Here is a 24,602-nt window from a genome sequence, read left to right as displayed (position 1 = left end):
CGAACCTGCGGAAGGGAGCCCCGGCGATGGTGCGGGCCAGGAGCGAGGAGCGGCGCGCGGACATCCTGCGCGCCACCCTCGAAGTGATCGCCGAGCGCGGCTACCGGGGCGCCTCGCTCAACTCCGTCGCCGAGCGGGTCGGACTGACCCAGCAGGGGCTGCTGCACTACTTCCCGACGAAGGAGGCGCTGCTCGTCGCCGTCCTGGAGGAACGGGACCGCTGGGACACGAGCGGGGGCCGGGACCGCGAGGGCTGGCGGCTCGACCTCCTGGACTCCCTCGTCGAGTACAACGCGATGCGGCCGGGGATCGTGCAGACCTTCTCCGCGCTGCTCGGCGAGAGCGTCACGGAGGGGCACCCGGCGCGGGAGTTCTTCACCGCGCGGTACGCGCAGGTCCGGGCCAACATGGCGGACGTCCTGCGCCTGGAGTACGGCGAGCGCCTGCCGGGCGGCCTCACCCCGGAGCGCGCGGCCCCGCTGCTCACCGCGGTGATGGACGGCCTCCAGTACCAGTGGCTCCTGGACCCGTCGGCGGTGGACATGCCGGGCGCCTTCCGGGACTTCCTGCGGCTGCTGGCGGGAAGCACGACCACCGGGAAGCCGGGGGACGCGTAGGGAGCGCCCTCCGCCCGGCCGCGAGCCGGCCCTCGCGTGGTCTGCCGCCGAGAACTCCGCCGAGATCGCCTGTTCCGGATCCGGTCCGGCCACGAGACTCATAGGGCGCTGACGGAGCGCACCGAATTCGACCGGAGCCGATCCGGACGAATTCGACGTCAAGGACCCGACAATGAGGAGGGCAGGATGGCCAAGTCTCTCGACGCCGCCGACATCGTCGTCGTACGGCCCGCAGGAATCCTGGGCACGGCTACGGACGACCGCGACAACGGCGTCTTCGACGACGGCGACAACAACGACAGCGGCGGCTGGGACCGCGGCACCGACGACTTCGACTAAGAAGTCACGCGGCACCCCGTAGACGCCGAGAAATACTGACGGCCCGCCGGTTCGACCGGCGGGCCGTTTCATTGGGTACAGGACCTGGTGCTAGACGATTCCCGGGCCCGCGGCGGCGAGCTTCGCATAGCGACCTCTGCGGTCGATCAGGGCCTCGTGGGTACCGCGCTCGACTATCCTTCCGGAGTCGAGAACGATGATCTGGTCCGCCGCGCGAATCGTGGAGAGGCGATGGGCGATCGTGATCGTCGTACGCCCCGCGGAAAGCGCGTCCAACGCCTTCTGGATCGCGTTCTCGGTCTGCGTGTCCAGGGCGCTGGTGGCTTCGTCCAGCACGAGGATCGGTGGATTGCGGAGAATGGTCCGGGCGATGGCGAGTCGCTGCTTCTCACCGCCGGAGAACCGGTAGCCCCGCTCACCGACCAGCGTCTCGTACCCGTCGGGCAAGCCGGCGATCATGTGGTGTATCTGGGCCGCCTTCGCCGCTTCGACGAGCTCCTCGTCGGTCGCGCCCGGCTTCGCGAACCGCAGATTGTCCGCGATCGTCGTGTGGAACAGGTGGATCTCCTGGGAGACGACGCCGACGGCCGAGGCCAGCGTGGAGAATCCGAGGTCCCGGATGTCGACGCCGTCGATCGTGATGCGCCCGCCACTCACGTCGTACAGCCGCGGAACGAGATAGCCGAGCGTCGTCTTGCCGGCCCCGGTGGCGCCGACCACCGCGAGATGGCCTCCCGGCGGAATGTCGATGTCGATCCCTTCGAGTACCGGATCCGACGTGGCGTAGGAGAAACTGACCTGCTCGAACCGCAGGTGCCCGGAAATCTTCCCGAGCGGGACGGGTTTCGCGGGTTCGGCCACCTCGACCGGCATGTCCAGGTACTCGAAGACCCGCCCGAAGAGAGCGAGTGAACTCTGCACGGCGACACCGGTCTGCAGCAGTGAGATGGACGGCCCGAACAGGCCCTGCTGCAAAGTGGTGAAAGCGATCAGGGTACCGATCGAAACGGAATGTCCGCCCTCGCTGCCGACGTATCCCGCGGTCCAGTAGATCGCGATGGGCATGGCCGCCATGATGATGGAGATGACCGATTGCCTCCACCGGCCCGCCATCGACGATCTGATACTGAGATCGCTGAGCTCGGCGGAGCGTCCGGCGAATTCGTTCTCGAGGGTGCGCGTCCGGCCCATCGTGCGGCCGAGCAGGAATCCACTGACCGAGAGCGTCTCCTCGATCATGCTCGACATCACGCCCACCAGCTGCTGACGCTTGAGCGTCAGCTCGCGGCGTTCCGATCCGACGCGCCGGCTGATCCAGACGAAGACCGGCACCGTGAGAACGGAGATGATGGTGAGCTTCCAGCTGAGCAGCAGCAGGGCGACCAGACTGGACACCACCGTCGTCGTGCTGGAGACCACCGAGGTCGCCGTGCCGGTGACCGTCGCCTGCATGGCCCCGATGTCGTTGGCGATCCGCGACTGCAGCTCGCCGGTGCGGCTGACCGTGAAGAACGCGAGCGACATCCGCTGCAGATGGGCGTAGACGGCGTTGCGGAGGTCGTCCATCACCCGCTGGCCGAGCACGGCGGACATGTACGTCTGCAGCACGGACAGCGAGGTGCCGGCCACGACGACGGCAAGCATGCCTGCGGCCAGAACGGTCAGCAGGCCGGTACGCCTCTGAGGCAGCGCGACGTCGAGCAGTTCCCGCAGCAGGAACGGCGGGATCAGGGCCAGCAGAGAACCGCCCATGACAAGGACGAGCACGGTCAGCAGTCGGGACCGGTACGGGACGAAGAGACGCAGGACCCTGCCGAGGCCCACCGGAGGCCGCTCCGTCGGCTGCTCACGCACGTGTTCTTCTCCTTCCGCCGGACGCGCTCGGGAAGGAGACGGCGCCACGGCGTACGGGCGCGCCGCCCCTGCCCGGCATCCGGACGATGAGGCCCCGTCGGCCGGGGGCCGACGGGGCGACGGGAACGGACTCATGGCTCACGCCAGTGTGAGGAACCCCTCGCGCACCAGGGCCTGGACCAGGACCAGACGGCCGGCCGTGTCGAGATCGCCGACGATGGACTCCGCCGTGAAGGGGCCGCCGGCCTCGGCGATGCACCGCACCTCGTCCGCGACGTGGCCGGGCAGCCGGACCGTCTTGTTGTGGAACTCCAACTCGACGCCCTCGTCGCCGTAGTCGGCACTCCAGCGGAGACCCGGCCGGCGGCGCACCGACGTCGTGAGGCCGAGCGCGGACACGGCCTCCAGATCGGTGAGGTGGTGCTGGAGCGTCGCCGGGCTGATCGAGACGGCCCGCTTGGCCGCCTCCTCCACGAGTTCCTGCGGCGCGAGTCGCGCGGCCAGCACGTCGACGAGTCCGGCGACGGTGTCCGCGGCCTGGGCCCGCAGTTCCTTGTCGTTGGCGAATCCCAGCGGGAGCCCGGACCGGAACCGCACGTCCTCCGAGGCCAGTCGGCCGATGGCGTCCTGCAGCACCTGGGCCCAGAGCACCGGATGCACGCCCATCGTGATGTGCAGGGACGCCGTGTCCGCGGAGGTCGCGGCGTGGATGGCGCCGCGAGGAAGGTAGAGCACGTCGCCCGGGTTCATCTCGATCTCCCGCTCGGGTGCGGGAGCCTCCTGCGAGTGGTCGTACGGCCGGCTGCGCAGGGGAAGTTCGTAGGGCGAGCCGTACAGGCGCCACCGCTTGACGCCGTGCACCTGGAGGACGAACACGTCGTGGGTGTCGTAGTGGGGGTTGAACCCCCGCGACTCACCCCCCGGGGTGAGGTAGACGTTCGCCTGGAACCGCGCGTTCACCTCGGCACCGAGGTCGGCGGCGAAGGTGCCGAGCGGTCCCCACCGCCTTTCCAGCGCGTTCAGCACGATCGTGGAGCCGTTGCGGTACCGGTTGTACAGCTCCTCGACCGCGTTGGCGGTGCCGTTGCGTCCGCGGTTCGCGCTGAGTTCGCGTACCGGTGTCTCCCTGCCCTCGATCACCACACGGATGTTCTCCAGGTCGGATCCCGTGCGGGACAGCAGATCTCCCACGTCCGCCAGGGAGAGCAGGTCCGTGAAGCGGCCGGAGTCGCCGCCCGGCACGTGCAGGGGCGCTCGCTCCCAGTGGTCCTGGCGGAATTCCTCCAGCGTGACCGGTGAGATCAGCGAAGCCAGTGTCGACATGGACGTCAGATCGCGCGGTGCCGCAGCCCTCCCTGAGGACGATGCCATGGTGTTCTCCCTTGTCACCGGTGAACGGCGGGGTTCCGGTGGATGTGTTGAGGTCCTCGCATTGATCGCTTCGCCAGCCTCACCCAGCAGTCCGCCCGTGAACAGGAACTCTGATCGGCAGTCTCGGCGGCAGAGCCGGGACGGGGGCGGGTTGGCCGAAAGGACTCCCTCACGAACCGTGGAATGTCCCGGCGCGGGTTCGAGTTGCGCCAATGTGCAGCGCGCAAGGAAATAACTTGCGCCTGCATGTATACGGTTGGAAAAGTGCTCCGCCGCGAGGGCCGGAACAACTGAGGAGGTCCGGGAGATGTCGTCGGTCGGCACGAAAACGGAAGACCGCCTGGTGAGACGGCTGCGTGAAGCCGCCGGGCTGACGCAGGAGGAGCTGGCCGACCTTGCCGGCCTGAGCGTCCGCACCATCAGAGACATCGAACTCGGTCGCACCGCACGGCCCTACCGTCGCTCCCTGGAGCTGATCGCCCAGGCACTCGGACTGAATGCCGAGGGAGCCGCCCGGCTGGTGCGCACACGGAAGGCACGCGGAGCGGAGATCGCCGAGGCCGGCGCCGCGCCGACGGCGGACGACGGCCCACGGGCCGCCCAGCTCCCGCCCGTCACAGGAGATCTGATCGGACGCGAGGACCTGATCGCCGCCTACGAGCGGTATCTGAGTCTGCCCGGGGCGGCGGTCGGTCCGCGCGCTCCGCTCCTCATCACGGGGCCCGCCGGAGTGGGCAAGTCGATGCTGGCCACCCGCCTGGCACACGGTGTCGCCCACCTCTACCCGGACGGGCAGCTCTTCACCGACCTGCACGGCCACGACGCCGTCGAGCCGCTCGACCCGGCCAGCGTGCTCCGTGGATTCCTGTGCTCTCTGGGAGTGAGCCCCTCGAACCTCCCCGGCAGCCTCTCCGGCCTCACCGCGCTCTACCGGTCCTTACTCGCCGACCGCCGCGTTCTCATCCTCATCGACAACGCCAGGGCGACGGAGCAGGTACGGCCCCTGCTGCCCAACTCCCCGGGGAGCGCCGTCCTGGTCACCTCCCGCGCCCAGCTCCGCGGTCTGCTGATCCGTGACGGTGCGCAGCTCCTGGAGACGCCGTACCTCTCGGAACCGGCGGCGACCGCGCTCCTGGAGGAGGTCATCGGCCCTCGAAGGCTCCGCGCCGAACCGGCGGCCGGCCGGGAGCTGATACGACTGTGCGGCGGCCTGCCCCTGGCCCTTCGCGTCCTCGCCGAGCGGGCCGCCCAGCGCCCCGGCCTGCTGCTGCGGGACCTGGTGGAGGAGCTCACCCGTCCGGGTTTCCCCTTGGACGCCCTCGACGTCCCGGACGATCCCGCGTCCACACTCCGTACCGTGCTGTCGTGGTCCTACCGGGCCCTTCCGCCGCGCGCCGCACGGCTGTTCCGTCTGCTCGGCCTGCACGAGGGGCCCGACATCCGCCTGGACGCCGTCGCCCGGCTGACGGCCGCCGGGTCGGGTTCCGCCTCGCTGAACCGGCTGGCCGCGGAGCTGTCCGTGCTCGTCGACGCGCATCTGCTCGAGTCCCCGGCCCCCGGCCGTTACCGCTTCCACCTGCTGGTCCGCCTGTACGCGGCCGAACGCGCGGCGGAGGAGGAGTCCACCCGGGCGGGTGGCATCGCCTACGCCGCACCGCGCTTCGCCGGGCAGGACGAAGCCCGGCACCGGCTCGACGGCAAGCCCCGCGGCGCCCAGCCCCCGGCCAGGACCCGTGAATGGTACGGCGAGCATGACAACGCGTTGCGGCTCACGTGCTCTTCGGGCGGTCCGGGACGGTCGACAGGGGCGTACTGACGGTGGTCGCCCGGCCGGGGCACCGGGGCACCCGTCCCAGCAGCACCCCGGACACCATCGCCACCACGTGCCCCATGGCCGGGACGCCCCACGCGGTGAGGCCGTCCAACAGCCGGGGCATCGCCGCCAGGAGAACGCATGCCGCGAGCACCCGCACCGGGGTGCGCACCCCCCACGCCACCACGGCCGTGAGCGCCGACACGAGGAGGTAGGACGAGCCGACGTCCTCCAGCCGGATCAGCGACACCGGCTCCTGCCCGCCGAGGATCCGCAGCCCGAGGACTCCCTCGCTCACCACAGTGCCCCCGATGTGTCCCATGGCGATGATCGACATCGTCCCCGGGCCGCCGAACCGGTCCGCAGCCGCCGTCACGGCGAAGGCGACCGCGGCCATCTCCGGCCACGGACGGTCACCCGGCACGAAGGCGGAGCCCACCAGCGCCTGCAGCGGGTGGTCCCCGAGATTGACGAGGCTGGTCGAGAAGTACCCCTCCAGCCAGTCCCGTTGCTCCGCGTCCAGCACCGACAGCTGGACGAAGGCCGCACAGGCGGCCAGAGACACCAGCACGAGCGGAAGGCCGAAGCGTCGCAGGTCCCTCACCCGCCCGCACCCGCCTCTCCGTCCGGCGTGCCCCCCGACGGCCACGGGAACCGGACGGCGAGGGCCAGGGGCTTCGCTCCGGAGGGCACTTCGCGCCGAGGCGCCGCGGGCGGCACCGCCCCGTCCCGCGGATCCCCGCCCCACAGCGCTCCGCCCAGGCTGGTCAGCGGTATGCCGTGCTCGCGCGCCAGGGCGCCGATGGAGTCCCTGCCGAGATCGGACACCTCGAGTCCGTCGTCGTCCGTCAGCCGGACGCGGGCGCCCGCATCGGCGAGGGCATAGGCGAGTCGCTGCCAGAGCGGCGTCCGGACCAGCACCGTGTCGGCGGCGTCCGGTCGCAGGGGACGGCCGTCGTCACTGTCGTGCACGAGGCGCCCGTCCCGTACGACGACGAGGCGGCCGGTCAGCGCGGTCAGCGGCCGCAGAGCACGGCCCGTCACCATGATCGTGCGTCCTTCCCCGGCCAGGCCGTTGAGCAGAGCGCCGAACCGCGGCAGTTCTCCTCCGTCCAGGCGGTCGCCGAGTCCGTCCAGCAGGATCACCGGAGGGTCGCCGAGCAGCGCCTCGGCGACACCGAGCCGGGCCCGTTCGGACCGCGTGTACGTGCCGACGGGCCGGCGTGCCGCCGAGGCCAGCGCCACCTGTTGCAGAACGATGCCGACCCGGGCCCGCGCGATCCCTGCCGCGGCGGCGGACTCGCCGAGGTGCTCGCGGGCCGTTCGGGAGAGGGGAAGGGACGCGGGATCCGGCGACGCGCCCACTCTCTGCGGGGGATGACGGCGCCCCCGTACAGGGCGCCCCTGTACGGCCACCGAGCCCTCGGTGGGCACGATGTCGCCCAGGATCAGTCGCAGCAGGGTCGACTTCCCCGCACCGGGCCGGCCGAGGAGGCCGGTGACCTCGTAGGGGCGCACCGCCAGCGAGACACCCTGGACCGCGGAAACCGTGCCGTACGACCCGGTCAGTCCTTCGGCGATGATCATGTCCACTTCCTGAAGTCCGGCGTCGATGTCGTCCGCCACGCTCGCAGGGACCCGGCTCCGGTCGCGTCCGGCCACAGCCGGACTCCGGGCATCTGCCCCGGGACAGATCACGGAGCCCGGATCCACCCGCAGGAGGAGGCCGGCGGTCTGTCCGAGGACAGACGCGCGGCGCCGGGCACGCGCGTTATGTTCAGCCCGTGAACCGGCCCCTGCTCCCCTCGCACGCCCCCTTCGAGCGGCTGTACGCGTGGTGTCCCCCCTTCGCCCGCGACCCGCTCGTCGCCCTCCTTCTCGGCGGGCTGTTCATGCTGGACGCGGACCGGGCCGCCGAGTGGTTCGGGGTTCCCCTCGGCCTGGTCCTCGCCCTGATCTGCTGCTTCGTCGTGGCGTTCGGCGCGCGCCGGTTCAGTCCGGTGCCCGCCCTGGTGCTCGCCGCCGTCCTGCTGCCGGTACTGAGCTACACCCGGCTGTTCCTCGTGATGTGGCTGGTCATCGCACTCGTCGTCTACGGCGTGTCGCTCGGTCTGCCGCCGCGGAGGGCGGCGTACGCGCTGCTCGCCGCCCTCGCCTCGGAGGTGCTGGTGGCCGCGTTTCTGCACTGGCAGGCCGAGCAGCCGACGGTGGCCTGGGGCTGGGCCTCGGAGGTCGTCGTGCTGCAGTGCGCCGCGTGGGCCGCCGGCTGGTCCGCGGCGCGGGGCCGGGAGTACCACGAAGGGCTCCGCCTGCAGGCGGAGCAGCGCGCGGCCGCCCAGCTCGCCGAGGCCCGGCGGGCGGTGACCGAGGAACGGCTGCGGATCGCACGCGAGTTGCACGACGTCGTCGCACACAGCATGAGCATCATCGCCGTCCAGTCCGGCGTGGGCCACCACGTCAGCCGCGACCAGCCGGACGAGGCGGCGAAGGCGCTCTCGGCGATCGAGCGGACCAGCCGGTCGGCGCTGCGGGAGCTGCGCTCCCTTCTGGGGGTGCTCCGTGACGGCGACGCCGCGGAGTTCCATCCCGGTGGACTCGCCGACCTGGACGCCCTGATCGCCACCAGCGCACAGGCCGGCGTCGAGGTGGAGGTGAGCCTGGAGGGTGAGGTGGCGGGGCTGCCCCGCGGGGTCGACCGGGCCGCGTACCGGATCGTGCAGGAGGCGCTGACCAATGTCGCCAAGCACGCCCGTACCGACCGGGCCGAGCTGGCCGTGTCCCGCCTCCCCGGCCTCCTCACCCTCACGATCGCCGACGCGGGCGTCGGAGGTCCTCCGCCCGGGCGGACGGCGGACCCGTGGGAATCCGCCGGTCACGGTCTGATCGGCATGCGGGAACGCACGGCGTTGTACGGCGGGGACGTGACGGCCGGACCGCTGCCCGCCGGCGGGTTCCGGGTCGTCGCCCGTCTTCCGCTGCCCGCGGATCCTCACGGCGACGCCCCGCACCCGGGCGCGAAGCACACGAACCCGATGAAGCACGGGGAACGGACGCCCCGCACGGAACAGGACGCCGCATGACGACTCGCGTACTCATCGCCGACGACGAGGCTCTGGTCCGTGGAGGTTTCCGGGTCCTGGTCGACTCCGCCCCCGGACTCGAGGTGGTCGGCGAGGCGGCCCACGGCCGGGAGGCCGTGGAACTGGTCCGCGCCCTCCGCCCGGACGTCGCCCTGATGGACATCCGCATGCCGCTGATGGACGGTATCGAGGCGACCCGCAGTCTGCTGTCCGGCCCCGATCCCGTCGATGTGCGGATTCTGATCCTGACCACCTTCGATCTGGACGAGTACGCGTTCGGCGCGCTGCGCGCGGGTGCCAGTGGCTTTCTGCTGAAGGACACTCCGCCGGCCGAACTGCTCTCGGCCATCGACGTGATCGCCTCCGGCGAGTCCCTCCTCGCGCCCAAGGTCACCCGTCGGCTCATCGAGGAGTTCGTGCGCCGCCCGGGTGTTCCGTACCCCTCCGTGGACCTGGGCGGGATCACGGAGCGGGAGGGCGACGTCCTGCGGCTGATCGCCCGCGGCCGTTCCAACGCAGAGATCTCCGCGGAGCTGCTGGTGACCGTCGGGACGGTGAAGACGCACGTCAGCAGGCTGCTGATGAAGCTGGGCGCGCGCGACCGCGCGCAACTGGTCATCGCGGCCTACGAGGGCGGCCTGGCCGGGCCCTTCGAGAGGGGCGGACGGTGATCGTCGCATCCGGGCTGACCAAGCGTTTCGGCCGGGTCAACGCCCTGGACGAGGTGACCTTCGAGGTGTGTCCAGGGGTGGTGACCGGGTTCCTGGGGCCGAACGGCGCCGGGAAGTCGACCACGCTCCGGATCCTGCTGGGGCTGGTCGCGCCGACCTCGGGCTCCTCGACCATCGACGGCGTCCCCTACCGGGAGATGCGCCGCCCCCTCCACCGGGTGGGGGCCCTCCTCGACGCGACATCCGTGCCCGGCGGCCGCAGCGGTCTGTCGCATCTCACCGCCCTGGCGCGGAGCAACGGGATCGGGCGGGCGCGGGTCCTGCGGGTCCTGGAGGAGGCAGGGCTCGGCCCGGCGGCCCGGCGGCGCATCGGCGGGTACTCCCTGGGCATGAAGCAGCGCCTCGGCATCGCGGCGGCTCTGCTCGGCGATCCCCCGGTCGTGATCTTCGACGAGCCCGCCAACGGCCTGGATCCCGAGGGAATCCGCTGGATCAGGAGCACCTTCCGGTCTCTCGCCGCCGAGGGACGCACCGTTCTGGTCTCCAGCCACCTGATGAGCGAGATGGAGAGCACCGCCGATCATCTCCTCGTCATCGACAGGGGCCGGGTCGTGGCCGACGCCTCCCTGTCGGATCTCGTCGGCCCCGACGCCCGCTCCTCGGTGCTGGTGCGCACTCCGCACGCGTCCGGCCTCCGCGAAGCGGTCGAACGAGCGGGGGGCGCGGTCGCACCGGGGCCGGACGACACGGTGCGGGTGTCCGGTCTGACCGCCGGCGAGATCGGCGACCTCGCCTTCGCCGGGCGGATCCGGCTGCACGAGCTCACTCCGCGCCGCGGCTCCCTCGAAGAGAGATTCATGTCGCTCATCTCCGGATCGGACGGACCGGAGCACGAGCCCGACCCGGAAGACCCCGTCACCTCATGAAGTACGCCCTCGGCCTGCTGGCCTGTGAATGGATCAAGCTCCGGTCCGTGCGCTCCACCTGGATCGTCACGGCGTGCGGAGTCGCCGGGGCGCTGGCCCTCACCCTGCTGTCCTGCAACTCCACGCTGCACCACTGGAACGGCTGGACGCCCGAAGAGCGAGCGGCCTTCGATCCGCTCGGCGCGTCCTTCAGCGGCTTCGTCGTCCTGCAGGTGGCGATGGTGGTCCTCGGCGCCGTCGACATGGGCAACGAGTACGCGACGGGCTCGATCGGCCAGACCTTCGCCGCCGTGCCGAGACGCTTCCCGGCCCTGCTGGCGAAGGCCGGTGTCACCGGAGCCTTCGGTCTCCTTGTCGGCCTGGTGACGTCTCTCGCCGGTTTCCTCTGCGCCCAGGCCATGTTCGCCACCCGTCGCTTCGGCATCTCGGTCCAGGACCCCGGGGCGGTACGGGCCGTCGCCGGGTCGGCGCTGTTCGCCGGGGCGCTGGCCGTCCTCGGCCTGGCCCTCGCGTCCCTGATGCGCAGCGGCCTCGGGTCCGTCACGGCCGGGCTCGGTGTCCTTCTGGTCGCGCCTCTGATCGTCCACGCCGACGAGGGGTGGCTGGCGTACCTCCGCAAAGCACTGCCCACCAGTGCGGCACGACGCCTGCTGACCGACGATCCGGGGAAGGCGGTGCCGTCGACCGCCCACTCCTGGTGGATGCTGCTGCTCTACCCGGCCGTGGCGACGCTGACGATGACGTTCGTCGTACGCCGCCGGGACGTCTGAGGGCGCGTACCGAAGCCGCTGACGTGCCGGCCGCACCATCGGCTCACCGCCGGACGATCGCCGCCACGTCCTCGCCGAGCAGGGCCGGGTCCTCCGTCAGGAAGGCGTGGACGGCCTCCAGGACGGGGAGCTTCGCCGACGAGGTGGCCAGGGCGACGTCCTTCGCGGCGAGGGCGACCGGGAAGTACGAGCCGGTGGCGGTGGCCCGGCCGACGGCGCCCGCGAGGGGGCCCGCGCCGAGGGTGCGCAGTGCGAGTTCGCGGGGCAGGCCGAGGGTGCCGGCGAGCGCGAGGGCCTCGGCGACGAGGGCGACCCCGCCGATGGCGGCGTTGATGAGGACGAGCTTGAGGGCGGCGCCCGTGCCGGGGCCGCCGCAGGGCGTGACGGTCCCGAGCCGGCCGAGGACGGCGGAGACGGGCGTGGTGTCGCCGCCCGCGAGGATCATCAGCTCGCCGGCGGCGGCCCGGTCGACGCTGCCCATCACGGGCGCGTCGACGAGGGCGACCCCGGCGGGGAGCCGGGCGGCGAGGGCGGCGACGGTGTCCGGTCCGACCGTGGAGGTGTCGACCCAGTGGGTGCCGGGGCGCAGCGCCGGGACGAGTTCGTCCGCGACGGCGAGGGCGGCGGCCGGGTCCGCGAGCATCGTGATGACGACGTCGGCGTCCCGGACGGCCTCGGCGGGGGTCGCGGCGCGGACGGCGCCGTCGGCGACGAGGGCGTCGGCCTTGGCGGCCGTGCGGTTCCAGACGGTCAGGGGGTGCCCGGCGTCGAGCAGGCGGCGGGCCATCGGCAGGCCCATGGATCCGAGGCCGAGGAAGGCGATCTTCTGCGCGGTGTTCTCCATGATCTCGACGCTAGGACCGTCCGCGCCATGCGACAAGCGAATGTCTAGCATGGTTCCCATGCCCAACTCTCATGGCTTGTACGAGGTGTTCCTCGCCGTCGCCCGCGCGGGCTCCTTCACCGCCGCCGCCCACGCCCTCGGCTACACGCAGTCCGCGGTCTCGCGGCAGGTCCAGTCCCTGGAGGACGAGGTGGGCGCCGAGCTCTTCGAGCGGCTGCCGCGGGGGGTGCGGCTGAGCGAGGCCGGCCGGGTGCTCGTCCCGCACGCGGAGGCGGTCCGGGACCGGCTGGCCACCGCCCGGGCGGAGCTGGCGGCGCTGCGCTCCCTGGACGGGGGGCTGCTGCGGCTCGGCTCCTTCTCCAGCGCCACGGCGGCCCTGGTGCCGCGCGCGCAGGCCGTGTTCCGGGAGCGGCATCCGGGGGTGGCGGTCAGCCGGGTGGAGGGGTTCTCCGTGAAGCACCTGGGCCTGGTGGCCACGGGCGAGGAGGACCTCGCCGTGGTCTGCCCGCCCCCTGGCTCTCCCCCGCCGCCTGGGGTGACGCTGCACCATCTGCTCGACGAACCGATGCTGGTGGCGCTCCCGCGCGGGCACGCGCACACGGGCCGGCGGGGGGTGCGGCTCGCGGAGCTCGCGGACGAGGAGTGGATCGTCGGCAACGAGCGCCTGGAGGACACGCTGTTCCGTCCGGCCGTCGAGGCCGGGTTCCGCCCGCGCACGGGGCTGCTCGCCGGGGAGTGGATCGCCAAGCTCGGCGCGGTCGCGGCGGGTCTCGGCGTCACGCTCGTGCCGGCGCTCGCGGCGGCCTCGGTGCGCCCGGACGTCGCGCTCGTCACGATCCACCCGGAGGACGTCCCGTACCGCCCGGTCCACGCGGCCACCCCGCCGGTCCCCACGGTCGCGGCGACCGCCTTCCTCGCCGTGCTGCGCGAAACGGCACAGGAGCTAACAGACTCAACCCCGTATTGACCCTTACACACCCGCGCGAGAGGATGAGGGTCATGATCGTCGCAGCCACCCAGTTCGCCCCGGTCGCCGGGGACATCGACGCCAACGTCCGTACGATCGCCGGTCTGGTCCGGGCGGCCGGGACCGAGGGGGCCCGGGTCGCGGTCTTCGCCGAGCTCTCGCTCACCGGGTACGAGCCGTCCCTGATCCGCGACACCCCCTCCCTGCTCCTCACCGAGGACGACCCCCGGCTCGACCCCGTACGGGAGGCCTGCCGGGCCGCGGGCGTGGCCGCCGTCGTCAACGGCCCCGTGAGGACGGGCGGTTCGGGGGCCGGGATCACCACGCTCGTGATCGGTCCGGACGGCTCGCTCCTCGCCCGCTACGACAAGCAGCACCTGTACGGGGTCGAGGCGGAGGTCTTCGAACCGGGCGCCGCCGACGGGCGGTTCGCGCTCGACGGGGTCCGGTTCTCCCTGGCCACCTGCTACGACAACCGCTTCCCCGAGCTCGCGGAGCGCGCCGCGGCCGACGGCTGCTCGGTGTACCTGGCGAGTTCGGTGCTCGCGGCCGACAACGACTCCTTCGACGAGGTGTATCCCGTACGGGCCCGGGACTTCGGCCTGTACGTGGTGCTCGGCAACGTCCTCGGGTCCAACGAGGACGGCGTGGGCTGCGGCCGGGCCGGGGCCTGGGGCCCGGACGGCGGGCGGATCGCGGACGCGGGCCCCGAGGAGCCCGGCTTCGCCCTCGCCGAGGTGCGCTGAGCACGGGCGCGAGCACGGGCGAAGGGCCGGACGGTCGTGGGACATACGACCGTCCGGCCCTCCGGGGAGGCCGTCACGGAACCCCCGGTCCGCGACGGCGCCCGCCCCCGTTACGGGGTGCTCGGGCCCCTACGGGGCGCTCAGGCCCAGCGTGTACGCGCCGGAGCCGCTGTACGCGTGGACCACGTACCGGTAGTAGCCCGCGGTGCCGTAGTAGCTGGTGTCCTCGTCGGCGGACGCCGTGCCGCCGACGGCCACGTCCGCCCAGGCCGACCCGTTCCACTTCTGCAGGTACAGGTCGAAGTCGGCGCCGGCCGGGCCGCGCAGGCAGCCCACGTGGGTGCCGGAGGTCGCCGAGTAGTAGTACGAGCCGTCCGGCTGCGCCTGGGCCTGACCGGAGGCCAGGGTGCCCCGGTAGGTGTACGCGGTGTCGTCGCAGCCGGTGGGCGGGGTCGTGGTGCCGACCGACAGCTGGTAGGTGACCGTGTGGGTGGCGGAGCCCGTACCGGTGACGGTGATCGGGTACGTGCCGTTGGCGGTGCCCGCGGCGACCTGGACGGTCATCGTGGACGAGGAGCCCGAGGTCACCGAGGAGGGGCTGAAGGAGACGGTGACCCCGCTCGGGGCGCCGCTCGCGGAGAGCTGCACGGTCTGCGCACCGCCGCCGGTGGTGGAGGTGTTCACCGTGGAGGTGACGGAGGCACCCGGCTGGACCGAGCCCGAGGACGGGTTCAGGGCGAGCGAGAAGTCCGGCGTCGTGGTGCCGCCGCAGTCGGTCTCACCGGACTGGGCCGGCACGCCGACCGCGTTCCAGGCCGCCTTCACGGCGTTGCACTCGGCGCTGCCGTAGGTGTTCTTGGCGCTGGTCAGCGTCGCCCTGCGGGCGGCGAGGTGGTTCCAGGAGGAGGTCTTCATGAGCAGGGCGCCCATGAAGATCTTGCCGGCCTTCTGGATGCCGATGCCGGTCACGGAGGAGGGCCCGCCGGAACATATCGGGCTGCCGGGCTTGCCGCCGCCCGGGTTGGAGCCCTCGGCGAGCAGGTAGAACCAGTGGTTCTGCGGGCCGGCCGCCGCGTGCACCTCGGTGCCCGAGGTCAACTGGGTGTAGCAGTTGGGGTCGTTGTTGGCGAGCGAGGGGTTGTACATGTAGCGGATCGGCTTGCCGTCGCCGAAGAAGTTGACCTTCTCGCCCACCGTGTAGTCGGGGGTGTCGTTCGGGTTGTTGGCGAAGGCCTCGGTGAGCGCGCCGAAGATGTCGCCGGTCGACTCGTTCATCCCGCCGTTCTCGTTGGACGAGCCGGAGCTGCCGGGGGTCTTGTCGAAGATCTCGTGGCCGTACTCGTGGGCGACGACGTCGATGGCGGTGAGCTGGTTCGCGTTCTGCTGGTTGTGGCCGAACGTGGTCTTGGTGCCGTCGTAGTAGGCGTTGACGTCGCCGAGGCCCGCCTGGGCCGGGACCATGCCGCCCTGCCCGTTCTGGCCGTTGTAGCCGAACCACTGCTTGAGCATGTCGTACTCGCGCTGGGCCGTGTACATGATGTCGACGCAGGCCGTCACCAGGTCGTTGGCGCCGCCGTTGCCCCACGGCGAGGAGCCCGTGTAGGTGCCGCCGTTCTGTCCGCCGCAGCGCAGGCCCGAGCGGTTCGGGTCGGTCATCGAGGTGGCGGCGGTGTCGAGGGTGACGTTGCCGTTGTGGTAGCCGCGGCCGTCGGCGTCCACGATCTTGTCGGTGGCCTGCGCGATGGCGCCGGTGCGCGCGTCGACATAGGTGGCGAGGGAGCTCGGGGCGCCCTGCGCGGTCCGGCCGACGACCAGGGTGTGCCAGGTCAGGACGGCCTTGCCGCCCTTGAGGAGCACGGTCAGCTCCGGGGCGCTCGCGCTCTCGACCGAGGCCAACTGCTTCCGGGCGGTGACGAGGGCGGCCGCGGCGGTGACCCCGGCCCTGGTGGAGACCCTGATGGCCGGGGCCGGCGCGCCGGTGACCTCACGGACCTTGCCGGAGCTGTCGGAGACGACGACCGCGTCGCCGCCGACGACCGGGAGGCCGCGGTAGGTGCGCTCGTACGAGGCGTAGTACAGACCGTTCGCCCAGGGGGTGACGGACGTCCGGACGAGGTCCTCGTCGGCGCCGTGCCGCAGCTCGTCGAGACCGCTCGCCGCGGCCTTGTCCGCCGCGGCGAGCGCGAGGGCCCTGCCGTGCCCGGGCGGTGCGGGCCGCGCCTGCGGGGCCGCCGCGGTCGCCGGTCCGGCGAGGGCGGTCGCGAGGCTCGCCGAGAGCGCCAGGGCGGCCACGGTCGCCGTGAGTCTGGTGGGATGCAACGTCGTGCTCCGTTCAAGGGTGGGGGAGACGGATCGTCGCGCCGAGTATGGGCGTGGACATGGCGAGTTCGGGACATCTCATGCGGCATAAGACGCGGGTTATGGTGCAGACCAGGCGCCGCTGCGTACGCTGCTGAAATGCAGCTGGAGTTGAGGCATCTTGAGGCCGTCTGCCGGATAGCGGAGGCGGGCAGTCTGGGGCGGGCCGCCGGGCGGCTCGGGGTCTCGCAGCCGGCCCTCTCCGCGCAGCTCCGCCGCATCGAGCGGGTCGCGGGCGGGGAGCTCTTCCTGCGCGGCCGGCACGGCGTGGAGCCCACCCCGCTGGGCGAGTTCGTCCTCTCCAAGGCACGGCTCGTGCTCGGCGAGATGGACGCGCTGGCCGCCGGAGCGCGGGCCGTCGCCCCGCACACCCCGCTGCGCCTCGGCTGCATCCTGCTGGTCCTCGTCGACCGGCTGCTCGGGGAGCTGGAGGAGCGGCTGACGGGCCGGGAGTTCTCCGTGACCGTGGAGCACTCGGCGACGACGCTCACCCGGCAGCTCGGCGCGGGACGGTACGACGCCGTGCTGTACGGGGAGGTCAACGACCACGAGGTGCCGCTGCCCGAGGGGACGACCGCCCGCACGCTCGTCCCCAAGGAGCCGTTCTGCGTGCGGCTCTCGGCGGCGCACCCGCTGGCGGGCCGGGAGCGCGTCCCGCTCGCCGAGCTCGCGGGCGAGTCCTGGATGACGCTGGTGGAGGACGACGACGGCGGCCCCGAGGCGCTGGTCGCGGCCTGCGAGAAGGCCGGGTTCACGCCCTCGCTGCGGCACCGGGTCGCCGACCGCAAGATGCACTACGACCTGATCGCCTCGGGCCGCGCGATCTCGATGAGCCAGCCGACGGCCCCGGCGGCGGAGGGCACGGTCCTCCGCCCCCTGGAGGGCGACCCGGTGACGGGCCGGATCCGGCTCGCCTGGAACAGGGCGGCGGTCTCCGCCCGGCAGGCGGAGCTGCTGTACGGGGCCGCGGCCCGCGCCTACCTGGCGAACGTCGACAACAACGCCTTCCACCGGGCGTGGTGGGACGCCCGGCCGGAACTGCACCCGGTCATGGAAGGCTGAACGGCCTCAGTGGGACAGGTGGTGCGTCCCCTGCCCGTCACCGGGGGCCGGAAGGCCGGCGGCCTCCCGGCCCTCCTCCCCCTCGGAGTCGTCGTCCCCGGACGTCTCGCCGCGCAGGTCGCGGACGAGCAGGGTGGCTCCGGCGACCGCTCCCGGCATGAGGAGGACGGCGACGAAGGGCACCAGGAAGGCGAGCGTCAGCGGGACTCCGAAGCCCAGGGCGGCCATCCGGCGTCCCCGGAGCAGCCGCAGCCGCTCCTTCAGCTCGACGCCCCGGCGCTGGAGCGCGATGGAGGTCAGCTCCTCGGTGAGGAAGAAACCGGAGACGCAGAAGCCGATGGCGGGCACGACGGTCTGGCCGACGACGGGGATGAACCCGCAGGCGAAGAGCAGCACGCCGTAGAAGGCGACCCGCACCAGGATCCGCAGGCTGTCCCGGGCCGAGATCCACAGGTCGCGCCAGAGCGGCAGGCCCGACTCGGGGACCTCGCCGCCCTCGCCGCGGTCGACGTCCTCGGAGAGCGACTCGTAGAAGGGCTGGCCGACGAGGAGGGTGACGGCGGTGAAGGTGATGACCGCGAGGAAGAGCCCGAAGGCGAAGACCAGCGCCGTCAGGGTGCCGCGGAAGATGCCGAGCCAGGGCGAGCTCCAGTCGTCGGCGAACGGCGTCGCCCACGCGGCCAGGTCGTCGGCGCCGTAACCGAGGCCGACGAGCGCCCCCGCGTACAGGACGAGCGTCACGAGTCCGGGCAGCAGCCCGATCCCCAGCCGGCGCCCGCGCCCGCCGATCCACTTCTGGCCCTGCAGCAGATATCTGAAACCCACCCCGAGATCACGCATGGAAGTCACCCTAACCGCCGGTCGTGCGGAAGGACTCCAGGGCCTTGTCGAAGTGGCGGCGGGCCTCGGCGGCACGGCCCACCGGGGCCGATGCCCACAGGTCGTAGAGGGTGCCGGCCTGCTCCCAGCAGACGTCGACGGTGCGCCGGGGTCCCTCGGCGACGGTGAAGCCGTTCCAGGTGAACTCCCAGCGGGCGGCGGGCAGTCCCTCGTGCGTCGTCTCCTCGACCGTGGCGTCGCGGTAGCCCTTGTTGGTGCTCGGGCCGGCCGCGTCGGCGGTACGCATCACCCCGATCGCCCCGCCGGACGGGATCGCCCGGATCCTGATCCCGACCCAGACGGCCCCGTCGCCCGTCGTGTAGAAGACCCGCTCGCCGTCGGTCGAGCGGCGCGCCCCGGAGGGCACGTCCAGGGTGAAGCCGCGCTCGTCCTCGACGGCCGTGTACCCGGCGGGTACGGGGGCCGCGGAGGAGCTCCTCGCACCGGCCGGGCGCGCCCCCGTGTCCGCCGGCGGTTCGTCGCGGGTGGCGAGCAGCACCGCCACCGTCACGGCGGCGACGGAGGCGGCGACGGTCGCGGCCACGAACGGCAGCGCGAACCCGCCCCGGCGGGCGGTGCCGACGGGCCGGGCGGTGCCGGGGTCCTCCGGCCGGGGCCGGGGCTCCGGGGTGTCGTCCGGTCTCGGGAGGACGGGGGTGCGGGGGTCGGGCCCGGCCGGCGGGTGGGGGCCCGCCACCGGTGCGGGCGTGTCCGCCGTGCCGTCCCCCGCCGCGCAGGCGGCGAGCATCCGGCGGGCTTCGGGGGCGGCGAGGCGGCGGTCCGGATCGCGTTCGAGGAGGCCGCGGACGACGGGCACGAGCGGCCCGAGCCGGTCGGAGGGCCGGATCTCCTCGTACACGATCGCGTGCAGGACGGCGCCGATCGAGTCCCGGCGGAACGGCGAGGCGCCCGTCGCCGCCGCGCACAGGAGCGCGCCGAGCGACCACAGGTCGGAGGCCGGGCCGCCGGCCTCGCCCTTCATCCGTTCCGGCGCGGTGTACTCGGGGGTGCCGATGAAGACCCCGGTGCCGCTGAGCGTGGTGGCGCCGGGGAGGCTCGCGATGCCGAAATCGGTGAGGACGGCCCGTCCGGTGCCCTTCTCCAGGAGGACGTTGGCGGGCTTCACGTCCCGGTGCAGCACCCCGTGGGCGTGGGCGGCGCACAGCGCGTCGAGGAGGTCGAGCCCGAGCCGGGCGGCCTCCCTCGGGGACAGCGCCCCGCCGGGGGCGGCGAGGCGGTCGGCGAGCGAGCCGCCGTCGACGAGCTCCATCACCAGGGCGGGGTGTCCCTCGTGCTCGACGACGTCGTGGACGACGATCACGTGCGGGTGGCGGACCTGGGCGACGCTCCGGGCCTCCCGCAGGACGCCCGCCGGGTCGGCGCCGGAGTCGAGCGCGAGCGTCTTGACGGCGACCGGGCGTCCGAGCAGCTCGTCGGTGGCCCGCCGGACGACGCCCATGCCGCCCTGGCCGAGCCGCTCGCCGAGGCGGTACCGCCCGCCGATCAGCTCGCGTCCGGCCCGTTCCGGCCCGTTGTACGACTCCACTCCGCTCCCCCCGCCCGCAGGACACGGATCATGATGCCTCAGCCGTCCGCACGACGGCGAGGGCCGCACCCCCTGTCGGTGGGGTGCGGCCCTCGTGTGCTGTCGTGCCCGGATCGGACCTGCCGTCGTGCCCGGATCGGACGTGGTGTCGCGTCCGGATCAGACGGCGAGCTCGACCGTGATGTTGCCGCGGGTCGCCTTGGAGTACGGGCAGACCTGGTGGGCCTTCTCGATCAGGCTCTTGGCGGTCTCGGCGTCCACGTTCGGGATGGTCGCCGAGATCTTGACGATGATGCCGAAGCCCTCGTCGTTCTTGCCGATGCCGACCTCGGCGGTGACCGTCGAGCCGGAGACGTCGGCGTTCTCGTTGCGGGCGACGACGCCGAGCGCGCCCTGGAAGCAGGCGCTGTAGCCGGCCGCGAAGAGCTGCTCGGGGTTGGTGCCCGCGCCGGAGCCGCCCATGGCCTTGGGCGGGTTCACGACGACGTCGAGCTGCCCGTCGTCGGTGGCGACACGCCCGTCACGACCGTTCTCGGCGGTGGCGACGGCGGTGTAGAGAACGTCAGACTGCTGGATCGACATGCTGATGTCTTCCTTGTTCGTTCCGCCGACGACTCGCGCCCACGATCGCGGCGGCTGGGGAAAGGCTAGCGGGTCGCCGAGACGATCATCTTTCCGGTGTTGTCGCCGCGCAGCAGGCCGAGGAAGGCGTCCACGCCGTTCTCGATGCCCTCGACGAAGGTCTCGCGGTGCTTCAGCTCGCCCGAGGCGAGCCAGCCGCCGACCTCCTGGACGAACTGGTTCTGCAGGCCGTAGTGGTCGCCGACGAGGACGCCCTGGAGCCGCAGCCGCTTGCCGATGATCATCGCCATGTTGCGCGGGCCGGGGGTCGGCTCGGTGTCGTTGTACTGGGCGATCATGCCGCAGATGGTGGCGCGGCCGTGCACGTTGAGCGAGGAGATCGCGGCTTCGAGGTGCTCCCCGCCGACGTTGTCGAAGTAGACGTCGATGCCGTCCGGGGCGGCCTTGCGGAGCTGGCTGCTGACCGGGCCGTTCTTGTAGTTGAACGCGGCGTCGAAGCCGAGCTCCTCGACGAGGAACTTGACCTTCTCGTCGGAGCCGGCGGAGCCGATGACCCGGGAGGCGCCCTTGAGCTTCGCCATCTGGCCGACCTGGCTGCCGACGGCGCCGGCCGCGCCGGAGACGAAGACGGCGTCGCCCTCCTTGAAGGAGGCGACCTCGAAGAGGCCGGCGTAGGCCGTGAGGCCGGTCATGCCGAGCACGCCGAGGTAGGCGGAGAGCGGGGCGAGCGCCGGGTCGACCTTGGTGGCGTGCTGGGCCGGGACGTCGGCGTACTCGCGCCAGCCGAGGCCGTGCAGGACGTGGTCGCCGACGGCGAAGCCCTCGGCGTTGGAGGCGACGACCTCGCCGACCGCGCCGCCGTCCATGGGCTTGTCGAGCTGGAAGGGCGGGATGTACGACTTCACGTCGTTCATCCGGCCGCGCATGTACGGGTCGACGGAGAAGTGCAGGTTGCGCACGAGGATGCGGCCCTCGGCGGGCTCGGCGACCGGGACCTCGCGCAGGGCGAAGTCCGACGGGACGGGCCAGCCGTGCGGACGGGCGACGAGGTGCCACTCACGGCTGGACGCGGGAAGAACGGACATGAGCACGGCCTCCAGAGAAAGCTTCAGATCCACAAAGGTTTACTTACTCAAACAACCATGCGCTTCGATATTTCATGTTGTCAAGTATCCGGGTAGGATGAGACCCATGGCCACTTCACGCACAGACCCCCTGACCCTCGAAGTCGTCGAGCTGATCGGCACGGTCGTGGCGCGCTACTACGAGGAGTACGAGCAGGCGGCCGCGCAGCACGCGCTGACCGGCGCCCAGGCCCGCGTCCTCGGCCTGCTCTCGCTCGACCCGCTGCCGATGCGCCGCATCGCCCAGAAGCTGAAGTGCGAGCCCTCCAACGTCACCGGGATCGTCGACCGCCTGGAGGCCCGCGGCCTGGTCGAGCGCCGGCCCGACCCCGACGACCGCCGGGTCAAGCTGGCCGCCCCCACGGACGAGGGCCGCGACACCGCCCGCCGGCTGCGCGAGTCGCTGGACTTCGCGCGCGAGCCGCTCGGCGAACTGACCGAGGCCGAGCGGACCATGCTGCGGGACCTGCTGAAGCGCATGCTGGGCGTGGACGTGGCGTAACGCCGCGCCGGTCAGACGCACCACCAGAGGAAACGGGTGCAGGTCGGCGTCGGCCCGGGCGTCGGGCCCTGACTCTGGCTCCGGCTCGGCGTGGGGCCGGTGGTCGACGGTACGGGCCCGCCGGGCGTCCCCGAGCCGCTCGGCGTCGGGCCGCTCGCCGTCGCGGACGCGGACGCGGTCGCGGTGGGCGTGACGGTCGGGGAGGCCGGGCCGGTGGTCGCGGGCGCGGAGGCCGGGGCGCCCCCGCTCCCCGGGCCGGTGCCGGTGCCGGCCCCTGAGCCCGTACCCGTACCGGAGCCCGACCCCGTACCCGGCCCGGATCCCTCACCCGGTCCCGCCGGTCCCGCGCTCACCCGGCGGGGGCGGGTCGGGACGGAGCTCGGCGCGTCCGTCACCGGGGCCGGGCTCGTCCCCTCCGGCGTCGCGGAGGTCTCGGCGGGCTCGGACGGCAGCGGGGGCTCGGTGACCTCCAGCTCCTCGACGGCGGTGGCCGCGCCGTCCCGCGGCGGCTCCTCCAGGGCGAGCTTCGCGAAGGTCAGCGTCCCGGCCGCGAGGACCAGGCCCACCGTCCCCACCAGGACCGTACGGCCCCGGCGGGAGCGCGAGCGCCTCCCCCTCCGCGCGGCGGAACGGCCCCGGGCGGCGCGGCGGCCGCCGGGGGCCGGGCGCGGCGGTTCGAGGACGTCCAGTTCGTAGACGTGCTCGGGCGCGGGCCGGTCCGGGGTGGGGACCGGTATGTGGGGGGTCTCGTACCGCAGTTCCTCGACGGGAGTCCCGCACCCGGCACAGGCGAGGGCCCCGTTGAGATGCCGCCGGCACGCGTGGCAGTAGTCCATGGGGCCCGCAGGCTATGCGGCCCGGCGCGGCACCAGGTAGGCGCGGAGGTGAGGATCCTGTGTGGAAACCGCAGGTCGGCGGCGGTGCGTCGCGATTCTCCCGCTTCGGGAAGGATGGCCTCCGGAACGGTCCTCACCCGGAGTGGGGCCTTCCGCACCGCCCGCACCGGAGCCCCGGGCGGCGCAGCCCAGCGCGCGCCGCGCCGCGGACGGCCGGACGATGCGAACAGGACCGCGCATCGCGCCCCCTCGCCCGTGCCAGCACCGCACTCCGGAGGATCCGCCGTGACCGTCAGCCTTGAGCAGCTGCGTCGTTGCCATGTCGCCGTCGACCTGGGTGCCGCCCGCACCCGGGTCTTCGTCAAGGGCGCCGGACTCGTCGTCGACGAGCCGAGCGTCGCCGCCGTCAACACCCGCACGGGAGCGCTGATCGCCGTCGGCGCGCTCGCCGAGAAGATGACCGGCCGCACCCCCGACTACATCCGGGTCGTCCGCCCGGTCTCGGGCGGCACGGTCGTCGACATCGAGATGGCGCAGCGGATGCTCCGTCACCTCCTCGGCGAGAAGCTGCGCCGGCAGCTGCGCCGCAAGCCCCGGCTGCGCGCGGCCGCCTGCACCCCGCACGACAGCGACCCGCTGGCGCAGCGCGCCGCCGTGGAGACCCTCGTCGGTCTCGGGGCGCGCCGGGTCGAGCTGGTCGACACCCTGATCGCGGCGGCCGTGGGCTGCGGGCTTCCCGTCGAGCAGCCGACCGCGACCATGATCCTGGTGTGCGGGGCGGCGACCACGCAGGTGGCGGTGCTCTCGCTGGGCGCGATCGTCACGGCCGAGCGGATGCCGGTCGGCGGCAACGCCATCGACCACGCCGTCATCCAGCACCTGCGCCACCACCACGAGCTGATGCTGCCGAGCCAGTCGGTGCGCCCGCTGCAACTGGCCCTCAGCGGCAACGGCCTGACGACGACCGGGCCCGCCTGGACGGAGATCCACGGCCGGGACGTCGCCACGGGCCTGGCCCGTTCGGTGACCGTCGACACCGCCGCCGTGCGGGAGGCGATCCACACCCCGCTGACGGCGGTCCTCGACGGCATCGGGAAGGTGCTGCGGGACTGCCCGCCGGATCTGGTGGCCGACCTCGCGGACCGCGGGATCATGATGGTGGGCGGCAGCGCCCTGCTCCCGGGCCTGGACCAGATGCTGCGCGAGGCGACCGGGATGCCGGTGCACATCGCCGAACGGCCGGACGTGTGCGCGGTCCTGGGCCTCGGCGCGATGCTGGAGGGCAAGGTCCAGCCGATGGTGCTCGACCCGCTGGCGGAGCGGAACCCGTTCGACGACGACGAGGAGGACTGACCGCCCCAAACCGGATGATTCGTACGACAATGAGACCATGACGATCATGGACGAGGACGCCGGGACCACGGAGACCGTGGACGCCACGGCTGCGAACGCCGGGCCCGCGGACGCGGAGGAGCCCCTCCGCCTGCCCATGCTGCTCGAAGCGGTCCTCGACGTCGGCACGGACCTCGAACTCCGCACCACCCTCCAGCACGTCGTGGACTCCGCCACCGAGCTGACCGGAGCCCGCCACGGGGCGGGGGGGGGGGGGGGCCCCCCCCCCCCCCCCCCCCCCCCCCCCCGCCCCCCCCGCCCGCCCCCCCCCCCCCCCCCCCCCCCCCCCCCCGGGCTTCGGGGCCCCCCCCGCGTCGGGGGAG

Annotated in this window: 23 protein-coding genes; 12 read left to right on the top strand and 11 right to left on the bottom strand. The window is 72.8% G+C overall.

The genetic code is table 11. From position 1 onward, the window contains the following. Positions 1-26: 26 nt before the first annotated feature. Both ACFYUS_RS35475 and ACFYUS_RS35470 read left to right on the top strand, forming a co-directional pair. Positions 27-617, top strand: a complete 591-nt coding sequence (locus tag ACFYUS_RS35475) for a TetR/AcrR family transcriptional regulator (RefSeq protein WP_388861751.1) — start codon at positions 27-29, stop codon at positions 615-617. Positions 618-803: 186 nt separating this feature from the next. Beyond that, a complete protein-coding gene (locus ACFYUS_RS35470; RefSeq protein ID WP_388861750.1) occupies positions 804-956 on the top strand; it encodes a hypothetical protein in 153 nt (50 codons plus the stop codon). Positions 957-1,046: 90 nt separating this feature from the next. Here the strand turns inward: ACFYUS_RS35470 and ACFYUS_RS35465 are convergent, their stop codons facing one another. Then, positions 1,047-2,810 (bottom strand): ABC transporter ATP-binding protein, encoded by a 1,764-nt coding sequence (locus ACFYUS_RS35465; RefSeq protein WP_388861748.1) that lies wholly within the window; start codon positions 2,808-2,810, stop codon positions 1,047-1,049. A gap of 138 nt (positions 2,811-2,948) precedes the next feature. Beyond that, complete coding sequence (locus tag ACFYUS_RS35460; protein WP_388861746.1) at positions 2,949-4,133, bottom strand: cupin domain-containing protein; 1,185 nt, start codon at positions 4,131-4,133, stop codon at positions 2,949-2,951. Positions 4,134-4,524: 391 nt separating this feature from the next. On the opposite strand from ACFYUS_RS35460, the gene ACFYUS_RS35455 reads away from it, so the two are divergent. Beyond that, positions 4,525-5,997, top strand: coding sequence for a helix-turn-helix domain-containing protein (locus tag ACFYUS_RS35455; protein WP_388861744.1), 1,473 nt, complete (start codon positions 4,525-4,527; stop codon positions 5,995-5,997). Here ACFYUS_RS35455 and ACFYUS_RS35450 read toward each other — a convergent pair. Further along, positions 5,951-6,565, bottom strand: a complete 615-nt coding sequence (locus tag ACFYUS_RS35450) for a rhomboid-like protein (RefSeq protein ID WP_388861742.1) — start codon at positions 6,563-6,565, stop codon at positions 5,951-5,953. The two genes, ACFYUS_RS35455 and ACFYUS_RS35450, sit on opposite strands and share 47 nt — an antisense overlap. A 29-nt stretch (positions 6,566-6,594) precedes the next feature. Beyond that, positions 6,595-7,581, bottom strand: coding sequence for an ATP-binding cassette domain-containing protein (locus tag ACFYUS_RS35445; RefSeq protein WP_388861740.1), 987 nt, complete (start codon positions 7,579-7,581; stop codon positions 6,595-6,597). Positions 7,582-7,778: 197 nt separating this feature from the next. Between ACFYUS_RS35445 and ACFYUS_RS35440 the strand changes: the two genes are divergently transcribed. The 4 genes from ACFYUS_RS35440 to ACFYUS_RS35425 are packed head-to-tail and all read left to right on the top strand — an operon-like array spanning position 7,779 to position 11,441. Next, on the top strand, positions 7,779-9,074 hold the full coding sequence (locus ACFYUS_RS35440; protein WP_388861737.1) for a sensor histidine kinase: 1,296 nt from the start codon (positions 7,779-7,781) through the stop codon (positions 9,072-9,074). Then, entirely contained in the window at positions 9,071-9,745 is a 675-nt protein-coding gene (locus ACFYUS_RS35435; protein ID WP_388861735.1) for a response regulator, read from the top strand. The genes ACFYUS_RS35440 and ACFYUS_RS35435 overlap by 4 nt, the downstream gene beginning before the upstream one ends. Further along, positions 9,742-10,671 (top strand): ABC transporter ATP-binding protein, encoded by a 930-nt coding sequence (locus ACFYUS_RS35430; RefSeq protein WP_388861733.1) that lies wholly within the window; start codon positions 9,742-9,744, stop codon positions 10,669-10,671. Before ACFYUS_RS35435 ends, ACFYUS_RS35430 begins: the two co-directional genes overlap by 4 nt. Continuing rightward, the gene (locus ACFYUS_RS35425; protein WP_388861731.1) at positions 10,668-11,441 is read left to right on the top strand and encodes a hypothetical protein; all 774 of its coding nucleotides are present in this window, start codon (positions 10,668-10,670) and stop codon (positions 11,439-11,441) included. Before ACFYUS_RS35430 ends, ACFYUS_RS35425 begins: the two co-directional genes overlap by 4 nt. Before the next feature lie 43 nt (positions 11,442-11,484). Here ACFYUS_RS35425 and ACFYUS_RS35420 read toward each other — a convergent pair whose 3' ends face one another. Beyond that, a complete protein-coding gene (locus ACFYUS_RS35420) occupies positions 11,485-12,285 on the bottom strand; it encodes an NAD(P)-dependent oxidoreductase (protein WP_388861729.1) in 801 nt (266 codons plus the stop codon). Between the two features lie 58 nt (positions 12,286-12,343). Here ACFYUS_RS35420 and ACFYUS_RS35415 point away from each other — a divergent pair, with 58 nt between their 5' ends. Both ACFYUS_RS35415 and ACFYUS_RS35410 read left to right on the top strand, forming a co-directional pair. After that, on the top strand, positions 12,344-13,252 hold the full coding sequence (locus ACFYUS_RS35415; protein WP_388861727.1) for a LysR family transcriptional regulator: 909 nt from the start codon (positions 12,344-12,346) through the stop codon (positions 13,250-13,252). Between the two features lie 32 nt (positions 13,253-13,284). Then, positions 13,285-13,998 carry a carbon-nitrogen hydrolase family protein gene (locus ACFYUS_RS35410; RefSeq protein WP_388861725.1) on the top strand — a complete coding sequence of 238 codons (714 nt, stop codon included), beginning with the start codon at positions 13,285-13,287 and terminating at the stop codon, positions 13,996-13,998. 129 nt (positions 13,999-14,127) lie between these two features. Here the strand turns inward: ACFYUS_RS35410 and ACFYUS_RS35405 are convergent, their stop codons facing one another. Beyond that, entirely contained in the window at positions 14,128-16,317 is a 2,190-nt protein-coding gene (locus ACFYUS_RS35405) for a M4 family metallopeptidase (RefSeq protein WP_388861723.1), read from the bottom strand. A 138-nt stretch (positions 16,318-16,455) separates the two neighbouring features. Here ACFYUS_RS35405 and ACFYUS_RS35400 point away from each other — a divergent pair, with 138 nt between their 5' ends. Next, positions 16,456-17,418 carry a LysR family transcriptional regulator gene (locus tag ACFYUS_RS35400; protein WP_388861721.1) on the top strand — a complete coding sequence of 321 codons (963 nt, stop codon included), beginning with the start codon at positions 16,456-16,458 and terminating at the stop codon, positions 17,416-17,418. A gap of 6 nt (positions 17,419-17,424) precedes the next feature. Here ACFYUS_RS35400 and ACFYUS_RS35395 read toward each other — a convergent pair whose 3' ends face one another. The 4 genes from ACFYUS_RS35395 to ACFYUS_RS35380 all read right to left on the bottom strand — a co-directional run bounded on the left by ACFYUS_RS35395 (position 17,425) and on the right by ACFYUS_RS35380 (position 21,510). Next, positions 17,425-18,258: an EI24 domain-containing protein gene (locus ACFYUS_RS35395; protein ID WP_388861719.1), complete on the bottom strand. Its 834-nt coding sequence runs from the start codon at positions 18,256-18,258 to the stop codon at positions 17,425-17,427. A gap of 10 nt (positions 18,259-18,268) precedes the next feature. Continuing rightward, positions 18,269-19,843 (bottom strand): serine/threonine-protein kinase, encoded by a 1,575-nt coding sequence (locus ACFYUS_RS35390; RefSeq protein WP_388861717.1) that lies wholly within the window; start codon positions 19,841-19,843, stop codon positions 18,269-18,271. A 159-nt stretch (positions 19,844-20,002) separates the two neighbouring features. Further along, complete coding sequence (locus tag ACFYUS_RS35385) at positions 20,003-20,425, bottom strand: organic hydroperoxide resistance protein (protein WP_190156521.1); 423 nt, start codon at positions 20,423-20,425, stop codon at positions 20,003-20,005. A 65-nt stretch (positions 20,426-20,490) separates the two neighbouring features. Further along, positions 20,491-21,510, bottom strand: a complete 1,020-nt coding sequence (locus ACFYUS_RS35380) for an NADP-dependent oxidoreductase (RefSeq protein WP_388861714.1) — start codon at positions 21,508-21,510, stop codon at positions 20,491-20,493. Between the two features lie 106 nt (positions 21,511-21,616). Between ACFYUS_RS35380 and ACFYUS_RS35375 the strand changes: the two genes are divergently transcribed. Then, positions 21,617-22,051, top strand: a complete 435-nt coding sequence (locus ACFYUS_RS35375) for a MarR family winged helix-turn-helix transcriptional regulator (RefSeq protein WP_388861712.1) — start codon at positions 21,617-21,619, stop codon at positions 22,049-22,051. Positions 22,052-22,062: 11 nt separating this feature from the next. On the opposite strand, the gene ACFYUS_RS35370 is transcribed toward ACFYUS_RS35375, so the two are convergent. Next, positions 22,063-22,887 carry a hypothetical protein gene (locus ACFYUS_RS35370; protein ID WP_388861710.1) on the bottom strand — a complete coding sequence of 275 codons (825 nt, stop codon included), beginning with the start codon at positions 22,885-22,887 and terminating at the stop codon, positions 22,063-22,065. 285 nt (positions 22,888-23,172) lie between these two features. Between ACFYUS_RS35370 and ACFYUS_RS35365 the strand changes: the two genes are divergently transcribed. Beyond that, the gene (locus ACFYUS_RS35365; RefSeq protein WP_388861708.1) at positions 23,173-24,240 is read left to right on the top strand and encodes a rod shape-determining protein; all 1,068 of its coding nucleotides are present in this window, start codon (positions 23,173-23,175) and stop codon (positions 24,238-24,240) included. Positions 24,241-24,602 lie beyond the last annotated feature (362 nt).

Source organism: Streptomyces sp. NPDC004284 (genome assembly GCF_042874035.1).
Lineage (GTDB): Bacteria > Actinomycetota > Actinomycetes > Streptomycetales > Streptomycetaceae > Streptomyces.
Note: the sequence above shows the minus strand (reverse complement) of the source record. Positions and strands in the feature narration are given on the sequence as shown.